Origin of the sequence: Streptococcus sp. 5004, assembly GCF_013276755.1 — a bacterium.
In the GTDB taxonomy this organism is placed as follows: Bacteria; Bacillota; Bacilli; order Lactobacillales; family Streptococcaceae; genus Streptococcus.
Genome location: NZ_VMLP01000001.1, coordinates 18,520 through 31,318, shown reverse-complemented (window position 1 = coordinate 31,318; position 12,799 = coordinate 18,520). Strand labels below are relative to the sequence as shown.

Here is a 12,799-nt window from a genome sequence, read left to right as displayed (position 1 = left end):
ATAATAGACTGTAGAATAAAAGGAGGAATCTATGAACGCGATTCAAGAATCATTTACTGATAAACTATTTGCCAATTATGAAGCAAATGTCAAATACCAAGCGATTGAAAATGCTGCCAGCCACAACGGAATTTTTGCAGCCTTAGAACGTCGCCAAAGCCATGTAGATAACACACCTGTTTTCTCGTTGGATTTGACCAAGGACAAGGTAACCAACCAGAAAGCGTCTGGTCGTTGCTGGATGTTTGCAGCTCTCAACACTTTCCGCCACAAGCTCATCTCACAATACAAACTAGAAAATTTTGAGTTATCACAGGCCCACACCTTCTTCTGGGACAAGTATGAGAAATCAAACTGGTTCTTGGAGCAAGTCATTGCGACTTCAGACCAAGAATTGACTAGCCGCAAGGTTAGCTTCTTACTCCAAACACCTCAACAAGATGGTGGTCAATGGGATATGGTCGTTTCTCTCTTTGAGAAATACGGTGTCGTGCCTAAGTCAGTTTACCCTGAGTCTGTTTCATCTAGTAGCAGTCGTGAGCTAAATGCGATTCTTAACAAATTGCTTCGTCAAGATGCTCAAATCTTGCGTGACTTGCTCGCTTCTGGTGCGGACCAAGCGACTGTTCAAGCTAAGAAAGAAGACCTCTTGCAAGAAATCTTTAACTTCCTTGCTATGTCTTTAGGACTTCCACCACGTAAATTTGACTTTGCTTATCGTGACAAGGATGATAACTACCAAAGTGAAAAGGGCATTACACCACAAGAGTTTTACAAGAAATATGTTGACCTTCCTCTAGAAGACTATGTTTCTGTTATTAATGCTCCAACTGCTGACAAGCCTTACGGTAAATCTTACACAGTTGAGATGTTGGGGAATGTGGTTGGTAGCCGTGCAGTTCGCTACATCAACGTTCCAATGGAACGCTTGAAAGAATTGGCGATTGCTCAAATGCAAGCCGGTGAGACTGTTTGGTTTGGTTCTGATGTCGGTCAGCTCAGCAACCGTAAAGCTGGAATTCTTGCGACAGATGTTTATGACTTTGAATCAAGCATGGACATTAAACTCACTCAAGACAAGGCTGGACGTTTGGACTACAGCGAAAGCTTGATGACCCACGCCATGGTTTTGACAGGTGTTGACTTGGATGAAAATGGCAAGTCAACCAAGTGGAAGGTTGAAAACTCTTGGGGAGACAAGGTTGGTGCAGATGGTTACTTTGTTGCTTCAGACGTTTGGATGGACGAATACACATACCAAATCGTTGTCCGTAAGGAATTGCTGACAGTAGAAGAACAAGCTGCCTATGGAGCAGAACCAATTGTACTCGCACCATGGGATCCAATGGGAGCTTTGGCTGAATAAAAGCATAGAAAAAAGGAATCAGATTTTAGAACCTGATTCCTTTTAAGTTGCTTGATTACATGATGTGAAGAACATGTGCCACAATACCCACTGCGAAGAGTGCAAGGATAATAGTGATTGGAGATACTTTTTTCTTAAGCAAGTACATGCAAAGGAAAGTAAGGAGTAGTCCTGATAGTCCAGGAATCAACATATCCAAGTTTTGTTGGAAAGTAGTAACTTTTTCAGGTGTTTGAGATAATCCTTGTCCTACTTGTGCGAATGCTTCTTGGATACCTTTAGATCCTTCTGGCAATTTATCCCAATGGATATAAGCCTTTTCATCTAGTTGAACTTTGGCAACATCGAAAGCAAATTTAATATTTACCCAACGTTGAACAAGGACAGCAAGAATGAACATACCAAGGATAGAAGCACCTTTAGTGATATCTTGGAGGATACCGCCAGACATATCTTTAGTGATTTCTGATCCAGCCTTGTATCCAATCTCTTGTGTATACCACAAGAATGACATACGAATCAAGTTCCAAAGAACGAAGAAGAGGATTGGACCTAAGATATTGCCAGTAAGGGCAAGTGAAGCACCGAGTGATCCAAGGATTGGGCGTACTGTAAACCAGAATACTGGGTCACCGATACCAGCAAGAGGTCCCATCATACCGATTTTAACCCCTTGGATAGCAGCGTCATCGATTTCCACACCGTTAGCACGTTCTTCTTCAAGTGCAAGAGTAACCCCCATGATTGGAGCGGCTACGTATGGGTGAGTGTTGAAGAACTCAAGATGGCGTTCAAGAGCAGCGATTTGATCTTCTTTTTTAGTGTAGAGTTTTTTAAGAGCTGGAATTAATGAGTAAGCCCAACCCAAGTTTTGCATACGTTCATAGTTCCAAGAACCTTGTAAGAAAGTTGAACGCCACCAAACTTTTTTACGATCTGATTTAGTTAATTGAAGTTTTTCAGTCATGATGTTTTCAGTCCTTTCTTATCTTAGTAGTCTTCTAGGATATCGCCGATTGGGTCGTTAGAGGTTGTAGCTCCTCCGCCACCATTTCCACCAGTTTTAGAAAGGTGAAGGTAGATAAGAGCGATAGCAACACCGATAGCACCAAATCCGATTAGAGTAATATCTGACACGGCAGCGAGAACGAAACCGATAGCGAAGAATGGCCATACTTCACGAGTTGCCATCATGTTGATAACCATAGCGTAACCAACGGCAACAACCATACCACCACCGATAGCCATACCATCTTTGAGCCAATCAGGCATAGCATTTAGAATGCTTTGTACTGTTTCAGTTGGTACCATTAGAAGGAGTGCTGCAGGGACTGCAATACGAAGACCTTGAAGAAGAAGTGCGACAAAGTGAGCACGTTCAACTGCTTTGAAGTCACCTTTTTTAGCAGAAGCATCAGCAGTGTGAACCAATCCGACAGAGAGTGTACGGACAATCATAGTCAAGAATAGACCAGCAACTGCAAGAGGGATAGCAACCGCTTGGGCAACACCGATACCTGTCTTAGTAAAGTCGCCACCAAGAACCATGATAATGGCAGCAGCAACAGAAGCAAGAGCAGCGTCAGGAGCTACGGCAGCTCCGATGTTAGCCCAACCAAGGGCGATCATTTGAAGAGAACCACCAAGGATGATCCCTGCTTCAAGGTTACCGGTAACAAGACCGATAAGGGTACAAGCTACGATTGGTTGATGGAATTGGAACTGGTCGAGGATACCTTCAAGACCTGCTAGGAAGGCTACAACGACTACTAAAACCATAGAAATAATAGACATCTTTAAAATCCTTTCATAAAATCGATTATTGCACGTTTGCTTTGTTAATCAAGTCAAACAAATCTTTTTTGGTGTCGTTTGGTACTTTACGGACATCAAATTCAACACCAAGGTCACGCATTTTTTCAAATGTAGCAACGTCTTCTTTATCCATAGACAAAACGTTGTTAACCATTGTCTTACCTGTTGAGTGAGCCATTGATCCAACATTAAGAGTTTTGATTGGCACGCCACCTTCGATAGCACGAAGGGCATCTTGAGGTGTTTCAAACAAGATAAGGGCATGTGTTTCTCCGAAGCGAGGATCTTTTGCAACCTCAATCAGTTTTTGGATAGGAACAACGTTTGCTTTCACTTTACCTGGAGCTGCTTGTTTAATCAATTCTTTACGAAGGTCGTCTTTAGCTACGTTATCTGAAGCAACGATGATACGATTTGCTTTTGAATCTGGAGTCCAAGCAGTTGCAACCTGACCGTGAAGTAGACGTGTGTCAAGACGGGCAAGATTGATTTTGAGTTTACCGTCTCCGATAACAGTTCCTTCTGGGATAGCAGCTTGGGCAACTGGAGCAGCTGCAGCGCTTGCTACTTCCTCAACTGGGTTTAGCTCTTCTGGAAGAGCTTTGATGCCATCTTTGGCTTCTTTAATAATATTCGCAGCGACTTTTTCTACACCTGCAGCAGCGTCCATGAGGCGCTCTGTATAGGCTTGAATCAACATCGGTAAATTCAGTCCTGTGATGATGGCAAACTTACGTTCAGGATTTTCTCCCATCACGCGACTAGCTTGGTTGAATGGAGATCCACTCCAAAGGTCAGCCAAAACTAGAACCTCATCTTCTGCGTCAAATGCAGCAACAGCGTTATTAAACTTAGCGTATAAATCATCAGGACCTTCATTTGGCATAAAGGTTACAACTAGAACCTTTTCTTGTTCACCAAAGATCATAGATCCTGACTGATGAATACCCGCAGCAAATTCGCCGTGGCTCGCAATAATGATTCCGATACTCATTATTGTCATTCCTCCTTTTTTGTTTTAGTTTTCGTTTAAGAAAACTTTAAGACTTTTTAAGTATAAACCGTTTTCATCTAAAAATCAACTATTTATCATAAAATAATTAAAAAGATTACATCTAAAAATATTGATATATTGAGTTTTAGAGAAGTTTTTTTGAATCCTTATTTAAAAATTTAATATAAAAAAGTTGGAAGAAGCTTCCAACTTTTAAAATAGGTTTCTATTAGATTAGTGGGTGAAGTCGAGTACCATACGTCCTTGGATTTGCCCTTTTTCCATTTCGTCGAAAATGGCTACGGCATCTTCTATTGGACGTTTTTGAACAACTGGAACTACTAAACCTTCTGCACCGAATTGGAAGGCTTCTTCCAAGTCTTTACGAGTTCCTACAAGAGAACCGATGACTTGGATTCCATCGAGGACTGTTTTAACGATGCTGAGTTCCATCATTTCAGAAGGAAGACCGACAGCGACGACGCGACCACCAGCACGAACGGAGTCAACAGCCTGGTTGAAGGCAACTTTAGATACAGCAGTTACGACAGCTGAATGAGCTCCTCCATCAGTTTTTTCTCTGATGAGTCCTGGTACATCATCAACTTCTAGGCCGTTAATAACGACATCAGCACCGACTTCCTTTGCAAGGGCAAGTTTGTCGTTGTTGATATCAACTGCGATGACATGAGCATTGAATACTTTTTTAGCGTATTGAACAGCTAGGTTACCAAGTCCACCAGCACCGTAAAGAACAACCCATTGACCTGGTTCAACTTTTGCTTCTTTAATAGCTTTATAGGTTGTTACGCCAGCACATGTGATAGAAGAAGCTTGGGCTGGATCAAGTCCGTCAGGAACTTTGACAGCATAGTCAGCAGTTACGATACATTGTTCAGCCATACCACCGTCTACTGAGTAGCCGGCATTTTTCACTGTACGGCAAAGAGTTTCGCGACCAGTTGTACAGTATTCGCAAGTGCCACATCCTTCAAAGAACCAAGCAACGCTGACGCGGTCGCCGACTTTAAGGCTTTTTACATCTGGGGCAATTTCTTTAACGATACCAACACCTTCGTGGCCAAGAACACGTCCTGGTACTTGACCAAAGTCACCATGAGCAACGTGGAGGTCAGTGTGGCAAACACCACAGTATTCAATTTCTACAAGTGCTTCCCCAGTTTCAAGTGGACGGAGTACTTTTTCTTCAACAGCAACACCAGTGCTTTCTGGATTTACAACAACAGCTTTCATAGCTATCCTCCTTTATATTGACCGAGAACAGGGACAACGGGACTGGATTGATTTTGTGTCAACAGAGTCGAGTGTAACGAGCTCTCTTGTATTTATATGTGAATTATATCACAAAAGAAAGCCTTTTCCAAGGTTTTGGAGGCAAAAAGTAGAACAATCGATTAACTGGTTGATGAGACTGTGAAAAGAGCACAAAGACCAGCTTGCAAGCTGGTCAGTAAGGACTATAAGAATAAGTCTTGCAGGGTTTTGGCAACTCCATCTTGGTCATTGGTCAGGGAAATTTGTTCATCTGCATAGGGGAGTAGCTCTGGATTGGCATTTTTCATGGCATAGCCCTTCCCAGAAAAAGCGAGCATTTCGGTATCATTGTGCTCATCTCCAAAAGCAATCAAATCTTTTTTGTCACGGTTCATTACCTTGAGCAAGTAGTCCAAGGCGAAGGCCTTGTTGACACCTTTTGGGGTACACTCAAGGATATTGAGCGGACCTCCCCAGGTATTGATAGACAGTTGATGCTGGTAGAAGGCGTTCATTTCTTTTGCCAAGGCATATTTGTCACTGGCTCTGGTCTGTAACAGAATACAGTTAGGATCCTTGGTCACCAATTCAGGCTGGAGTTGATCTTCAGGCTGGAAAGCTTCTACACCAAATAGTTTGGGATTGGCAATTTCTTCATTAGGATTTGTAATGTAGAATTTTTTACGATATTCTCCAGCGATAAAATCGGCTTGAATGTCCTCTGAACGTCGAACCATATCTAAAAGATATTTTTTGTCTACCGTCAAACACTTTTCAAAATCCCAAACTTGGTCTGGTAAATGAGTAAGGGAGCCGTTGAAATTAATCATAGGAGTGTCTAAGCCTAGTTCATGGTAAAAATCTTTTGACATGCGGTAAGGGCGCCCTGTCGTAATAATAACTTGATGGCCTTTTTCAGCAACTTTTTTTATGGTTTCTTTGGTAAAGTCAGAAATTTGACTGTCTGAGTTGAGCAGGGTTCCATCCAGGTCAACTGCAATAATTTTTTTCGTCATAGGGACCTTTCTAGTGTCTTTTCAGATAAGATGTCTACTATTATAACAGAAAGCAGGCAGAAAAGCAGATTCGAAACAAAAAAAGAAATTTCATCAAATTCTTAAATAAATCAAACAAAGATATTGAAAAAGTGAATGATAAATGATATAATTCTATTATTGTTCGTAAAAATTAAAAGGAGATTGATAATGGACAAATTATTTAAACTAAAAGAGAACGGTACAGACGTTCGTACAGAGGTTCTCGCTGGTTTAACGACTTTCTTTGCAATGAGCTATATTCTCTTTGTAAACCCACAAATGCTTTCACAAACAGGAATGCCTGCTCAGGGTGTCTTCCTAGCAACGATTATTGGTGCAGTAGCGGGTACCTTGATGATGGCTTTCTACGCCAACTTACCTTATGCCCAAGCGCCAGGTATGGGACTCAATGCCTTCTTTACCTTTACGGTCGTATTTGGACTTGGTTATTCTTGGCAAGAAGCCCTAGCTATGGTCTTCATCTGTGGGATTATTTCATTGATTATTACCTTGACAAATGTTCGTAAAATGATCATTGAATCGATTCCAAATGCCCTTCGCTCAGCTATTTCAGCCGGTATTGGTGTCTTCCTTGCCTACGTGGGGATTAAGAATGCTGGACTTTTGAAATTCACGATTGATCCAGGAAACTATACTGCTATAGGAGAAGGGGCTGACAAAGCTCAAGCAACGATTGCAGCAAACTCTTCAGCAGTTCCAGGATTGGTCAGCTTTAATAATCCAGCTGTTTTGGTGGCTCTTGCAGGACTCGCTATCACAATTTTCTTTGTCATCAAAGGAATTAAAGGGGGAATTCTCCTCTCTATCTTGACAACAACTGTTCTTGCTATTGCAGTTGGTTTGGTAGATTTGTCAAGCATCGATTTTGCTAATAACCATGTTGGTGCAGCTTTTAAAGATTTGAAGACAATCTTTGGTGCAGCTCTTGGTTCAGAAGGTTTGGGAGCTTTGATTTCAGATACAGCTCGCTTGCCTGAAACTCTGATGGCTATTCTTGCCTTTTCATTGACAGATATTTTTGATACAATTGGTACCTTGATCGGTACAGGTGAAAAAGTTGGTATCGTAGCGACAAATGGTGAAAATCACCAATCAGCTAAGTTGGACAAGGCTCTTTACTCTGACTTGATTGGTACTTCAATTGGTGCCATCGCTGGTACTTCGAACGTAACGACTTATGTTGAGTCTGCTGCTGGTATCGGTGCAGGTGGACGTACTGGTTTGACAGCTTTGGTTGTAGCTATCTGTTTTGCGATCTCAAGCTTCTTTAGCCCACTTCTAGCGATTGTACCAACAGCTGCTACAGCTCCAATCTTGATTATCGTTGGGATTATGATGTTGGCTAGCTTGAAAAATATCCATTGGGACGATATGTCTGAAGCGGTTCCTGCTTTCTTCACATCTATCTTTATGGGATTCAGCTACTCTATCACTCAAGGGATTGCAGTTGGTTTCTTGACTTACACTTTGACTAAGCTTGTCAAAGGTCAAGCTAAAGATGTTCATGTCATGATTTGGATTTTGGATGCCTTGTTTATCCTTAACTACATCAGTATGGCACTATAAATGCTATAATATAAAAAGGGGTTCTCCCCTTTTTATATTATAGTTACTTGAAAATTGCTTCAAACTAGGTAGGTGATTTTGATTGAATGGTAGGAGTATAATTGATGATAAAAAAGAATATTTGGGATGAAGTATTAAACAGGGGGAAGTGGTTAATAATCTTTCTAGTAGGGCTTTTGTTTTCTCAGTTTCCTTTAGCTCTAGCAACTTTTCTAACTAGCAGAAAATTTCCACTGCTTCAAACTGGACTATTAGTAGGGACCTTATCTCTTGTGGTTTTAACTGTATTTATAATAGGTGCTAGGAAAACACAGTTGGCTAGTTTTGGTTTATCGTTTTTCAAGGTTAAGGATTTGGCTAGATTGGCCTTAAGCTATCTAGTGATTCTTGCCTTTAATATTCTTGGTGTGGTCTTACTGCGTTTGATGAATGAAACAACAACCAGCAATCAATCAAATATTAATGATTTGGTCCAGAATAGTTCCTTAATTTCCAGTTTTTTCTTACTGGTTCTAATAGCTCCTATTTGTGAGGAGATTTTATGTCGAGGAGTGATTCCTAAAAAACTCTTTCGTGGTAAAGAAAATGTGGGTTATATAGTCGGTGCTATTATCTTTGCCTTGCTTCATTTACCGACAAATCTACCTTCTCTTCTTATCTATGGAGGAATGTCAACTGTGCTAACTTGGACAGTTTATAAAACCCAACGTTTGGAAATGTCTATCTTACTTCACATGATTGTGAATGGGGTTGCTTTCTGTTTGTTGGCTCTTGTGGTGATCATGAGTCGGACATTAGGGATTTCTGTTTAAGATTTTTGACAATTGCTTACTTGTTTCTATTGGGAAAAAAGATGAATGCAATAGTGTCCATCTTTTTCTTTTTATGGTAAAATAGAGAAATAATATGGTGAAAAGCCTTGAGGGAGTGACCGATATGTCAACTAAAGTAAATCATGCAAAGACAGCTATTTGCGGAATTATCAATGTAACCCCAGATTCCTTTTCGGATGGTGGTCAATTTTTTGCTCTTGAGCAGGCACTCCAGCAGGCTCGTAAATTGATAGCAGAAGGGGCTAGTATGCTAGATATCGGCGGAGAATCGACTCGGCCGGGAAGTAGCTATAGCTATGTTGAGATAGAAGAGGAAATCCAGCGTGTTGTTCCAGTGATTAAAGCGATTCGCAAGGAAAGTGATGTCCTCATCTCTATTGATACTTGGAAGAGTCAGGTAGCAGAAGCTGCTTTGGCTGCTGGTGCCAATCTAGTTAATGATATCACTGGTCTTATGGGTGATGAGAAAATGGCGGAGGTGGTTGCTAAGGCTGGTGCGAAAGTGGTCATCATGTTTAATCCAGTTATGGCTCGACCTCAGCATCCTAGCTCGCTCATCTTTCCTCATTTTGGTTTTGGACAAGCTTTTACAGAGGAAGAGTTAGCTAACTTTGAAAAATTGCCAATCGAAGACTTGATGGAGACTTTCTTTGAACGTGCACTAGCGAGAGCAAATCAAGCTGGAATTGCACAAGAAAATATCCTGTTGGATCTAGGAATTGGCTTTGGTCTGACCAAGAAAGAAAATTTGCTTCTTTTACGGGATTTGGATAAACTACATCAGAAGGGCTATCCAATCTTTCTTGGAGTGTCGCGTAAGCGGTTTGTCATCAATATTCTTGAAGAAAATGGTTTTGAAGTCAATCCTGAGACAGAACTTGGTTTCCGCAATCGAGATACGGCTTCGGCTCATGTAACCAGTATCGCTGCAAGACAGGGTGTAGAAGTGGTGCGCGTGCATGACGTAGCCAGTCACAAGATGGCAGTTGAAATTGCATCAGCCATTCGATTGGCTGATGAAGCGGAAAATCTAGATTTAAAACAATATAAATAAGATGAAAGAAATTGAAAACAATCAGTGGATTGCTAACTACCGGACGGATCAACCGCATTTTGGCTTGGAACGAATGGTGGAACTGTTAGCCTTGCGTGGAAATCCCCATCTCAAACTCAAGGTCATCCATATCGGAGGGACTAACGGCAAGGGTTCGACCATTGCTTTTTTGAAGAATATGCTGGAAAAGCTAGGGCTGAGAGTTGGGGTGTTCAGCTCGCCCTATCTCATTCATTACACAGACCAGATTAGCATCAATGGGGAATCCATTCCAGAGGCTAGGCTAGAAGCCCTCATGGCAGACTATCAGTCTTTGCTGGAGGGAGAAGCGGTCGCCAATTTACAGGGTACAACCGAGTTTGAGATTATCACAGCCCTGGCCTATGACTACTTTGCCACAGAGCAAGTAGATGTGGCCATCATGGAAGTGGGCATGGGTGGACTTTTGGATAGTACCAATGTCTGCCATCCCATTTTAACAGGCATCACGACTATTGGATTGGACCATGTAGCCCTACTTGGTGACACCTTGGAAGCTATAGCAGAGCAGAAAGCTGGTATTATCAAACAAGGTATTCCCTTGGTGACAGGTCGTATCGCTCCAGAAGCTTTGGTTGTCATTGACGCTATTGCGGAAGGGAAAGATGCGCCGAGACTTGCCTACGGGGCAGATTATCAAGTTAGTCACCAAGAGAGTGTGGTAACAGGTGAAGTCTTTGACTATACAAGTGTTGTCAGACAAGGTCGCTTCCAGACTGGCCTGCTTGGTTTGCACCAGATAGAGAATGCTGGGATGGCTATAGCTTTACTTGATACTTTTTGTCAAGAAGATGGTCGAGAGTTACCAGCTAATACTTTGCTTGCTCAAGCCTTGGAAGAAACAAGTTGGTCGGGGCGTTTGGAAATCGTGTCAAGAGATCCCTTGATGATTTTGGATGGAGCCCACAATCCCCATGCTATCAAGGCTTTATTAGCAACCTTGCAAGAACGCTTTGCGGATTATCGTAAGGAAATCCTCTTTACTTGTATCAAAACCAAGGCCTTGGAGGATATGTTGGACTTGTTGGAGCAAATCCCAGATACCGAGCTTACCCTGACACATTTTGACGATAGTCGGGCGACTGATGAAAACGTGCTGAAAGAGGCAGCCAAGTCTAGAAATCTCAGCTATCAGGGTTGGCAGGATTTTCTAGAGCAGCAATTGACAGATAAAAAAGAAGAGAAACAAACAGTTAGGATTGTCACGGGTTCCTTGTATTTCTTGAGCCAAGTGAGAGCCTATCTGATGGAGAGGAAAAACGAAAATGGATACACAAAAGATTGAAGTAGCTGTAAAAATGATTATCGAGGCCGTCGGAGAGGACGCTAACCGCGAGGGCTTGCAGGAAACACCTGCTCGTGTGGCTCGTATGTACCAAGAGATTTTTTCAGGTCTTGGTCAAACAGCGGAGGAACATTTGTCAAAATCCTTTGAGATTATTGACGATAATATGGTGGTAGAAAAGGATATTTTTTTCCATACCATGTGTGAACACCACTTCTTGCCATTTTATGGTAGAGCACATATTGCCTACATTCCAGATGGTCGTGTGGCAGGTTTGTCTAAGCTAGCCCGTACGGTTGAAGTTTATTCGAAAAAACCACAAATTCAAGAACGATTGAATATCGAAGTAGCCGATGCCTTGATGGACTATCTAGGTGCTAAAGGAGCCTTTGTTGTCATTGAGGCGGAGCATATGTGTATGAGTATGCGTGGTGTCAGAAAACCAGGCACAGCAACCTTGACGACAGTAGCTCGTGGTCTATTTGAAACAGATAAGGACCTTCGAGATCAGGCTTATCGTTTAATGGGACTATAATACTCTTCGAAAATCAAATTCAAACCACGTCAGCTTCCATCTGCAACCTCAAAACTGTGTTTTGAGCAGCCTGCGGCTAGCTTCCTAGTTTGCACTTTGATTTTCATTGAGTATAAAAAGAATCCGCTTTGGGCGGATTTTTCTAGAAAGGAATCATTATGGATCAACTGCAGATTAAGGATTTGGAAATTTTTGCCTATCATGGTCTTTTTCCTAGTGAAAAGGAATTAGGGCAAAAGTTTGTTATTTCCGCAATCCTATCCTATGATATGACCAAGGCGGCTACAGACTTGGATTTAACAGCCTCTGTCCATTACGGAGAATTGTGTCAGCAGTGGACGGCTTGGTTTCAGGAAACAACTGAGGACTTGATTGAAACGGTAGCCTACAAACTGGTAGAACGTACCTTTGAGGCCTATCCTCTTGTCCAAGAAATAAAGCTGGAATTGAAAAAACCTTGGGCGCCAGTGCATTTGCCACTAGATACTTGCTCGGTAACCATTCATCGCCGCAAGCAACGAGCCTTTATCGCCCTAGGAAGCAATATGGGAGATAAACAAGCAAACTTGAAACAAGCCATTGAGAACATGCGAGCTCAAGGTATCCATATTCTCAAAGAGTCCAGTGTCTTGACGACGGAGCCTTGGGGAGGTGTCGAGCAAGATAGCTTTGCTAATCAAGTGGTTGAGGTTGAAACCTGGTTGCCGGCCCCAGTTCTATTAGAGACCTTGTTAGCCATTGAGTCAGAGATGGGACGGGTGAGAGAAGTACATTGGGGGCCTCGTTTGATTGATTTGGACTTGCTCTTTGTGGAGGATCTGATTCTTTATACAGACGACCTTATCTTGCCTCATCCTTATATAGCGGAACGCCTTTTTGTCCTTGAGTCCTTACAGGAAATTGCGCCTCATTTTATCCATCCGACATTAAAGCAACCGATCCGCAACTTGTATAATGCTTTGAAACAATAGAAAAAACT

At 42.0% G+C, this 12,799-nt stretch carries 12 protein-coding genes; 7 read left to right on the top strand and 5 right to left on the bottom strand.

Translation table 11 applies throughout. The features are described 5' to 3' along the window. The first annotated feature begins 31 nt into the window (after positions 1 to 31). Positions 32 to 1,366 carry an aminopeptidase C gene (gene pepC, locus HT685_RS00110; protein WP_173225984.1) on the top strand — a complete coding sequence of 445 codons (1,335 nt, stop codon included), beginning with the start codon at positions 32 to 34 and terminating at the stop codon, positions 1,364 to 1,366. Positions 1,367 to 1,421: 55 nt separating this feature from the next. On the opposite strand, the gene HT685_RS00105 is transcribed toward pepC, so the two are convergent. The 5 genes from HT685_RS00105 to HT685_RS00085 form a co-directional block, all read right to left on the bottom strand. Further along, positions 1,422 to 2,333 (bottom strand): PTS system mannose/fructose/sorbose family transporter subunit IID, encoded by a 912-nt coding sequence (locus HT685_RS00105; protein WP_033676082.1) that lies wholly within the window; start codon positions 2,331 to 2,333, stop codon positions 1,422 to 1,424. 23 nt (positions 2,334 to 2,356) lie between these two features. Then, positions 2,357 to 3,160 (bottom strand): PTS mannose/fructose/sorbose transporter subunit IIC, encoded by an 804-nt coding sequence (locus HT685_RS00100; RefSeq protein ID WP_173225986.1) that lies wholly within the window; start codon positions 3,158 to 3,160, stop codon positions 2,357 to 2,359. A gap of 25 nt (positions 3,161 to 3,185) precedes the next feature. Then, positions 3,186 to 4,175 (bottom strand): PTS sugar transporter subunit IIB, encoded by a 990-nt coding sequence (locus HT685_RS00095; protein WP_173225988.1) that lies wholly within the window; start codon positions 4,173 to 4,175, stop codon positions 3,186 to 3,188. 234 nt (positions 4,176 to 4,409) lie between these two features. Beyond that, positions 4,410 to 5,429: an alcohol dehydrogenase AdhP gene (adhP, locus tag HT685_RS00090; RefSeq protein ID WP_173225990.1), complete on the bottom strand. Its 1,020-nt coding sequence runs from the start codon at positions 5,427 to 5,429 to the stop codon at positions 4,410 to 4,412. A gap of 224 nt (positions 5,430 to 5,653) precedes the next feature. Then, positions 5,654 to 6,466, bottom strand: a complete 813-nt coding sequence (locus tag HT685_RS00085; protein ID WP_173225992.1) for a Cof-type HAD-IIB family hydrolase — start codon at positions 6,464 to 6,466, stop codon at positions 5,654 to 5,656. 189 nt (positions 6,467 to 6,655) lie between these two features. Between HT685_RS00085 and HT685_RS00080 the strand changes: the two genes are divergently transcribed. The 6 genes from HT685_RS00080 to folK all read left to right on the top strand — a co-directional run bounded on the left by HT685_RS00080 (position 6,656) and on the right by folK (position 12,791). After that, positions 6,656 to 8,074 (top strand): NCS2 family permease, encoded by a 1,419-nt coding sequence (locus HT685_RS00080; RefSeq protein ID WP_049512097.1) that lies wholly within the window; start codon positions 6,656 to 6,658, stop codon positions 8,072 to 8,074. Positions 8,075 to 8,178: 104 nt separating this feature from the next. Next, positions 8,179 to 8,886: a type II CAAX endopeptidase family protein gene (locus tag HT685_RS00075; protein ID WP_173225993.1), complete on the top strand. Its 708-nt coding sequence runs from the start codon at positions 8,179 to 8,181 to the stop codon at positions 8,884 to 8,886. Between the two features lie 94 nt (positions 8,887 to 8,980). Then, positions 8,981 to 9,961 carry a dihydropteroate synthase gene (gene folP / locus HT685_RS00070; RefSeq protein ID WP_173225995.1) on the top strand — a complete coding sequence of 327 codons (981 nt, stop codon included), beginning with the start codon at positions 8,981 to 8,983 and terminating at the stop codon, positions 9,959 to 9,961. Between the two features lies 1 nt (position 9,962). Next, a complete protein-coding gene (locus HT685_RS00065) occupies positions 9,963 to 11,285 on the top strand; it encodes a folylpolyglutamate synthase/dihydrofolate synthase family protein (RefSeq protein ID WP_173278897.1) in 1,323 nt (440 codons plus the stop codon). After that, positions 11,266 to 11,820, top strand: coding sequence for a GTP cyclohydrolase I FolE (gene folE, locus HT685_RS00060; RefSeq protein ID WP_125386665.1), 555 nt, complete (start codon positions 11,266 to 11,268; stop codon positions 11,818 to 11,820). The genes HT685_RS00065 and folE overlap by 20 nt, the downstream gene beginning before the upstream one ends. A 158-nt stretch (positions 11,821 to 11,978) precedes the next feature. Beyond that, entirely contained in the window at positions 11,979 to 12,791 is an 813-nt protein-coding gene (folK, locus tag HT685_RS00055) for a 2-amino-4-hydroxy-6-hydroxymethyldihydropteridine diphosphokinase (RefSeq protein ID WP_042749993.1), read from the top strand. The last annotated feature ends 8 nt before the right edge of the window (positions 12,792 to 12,799 follow it).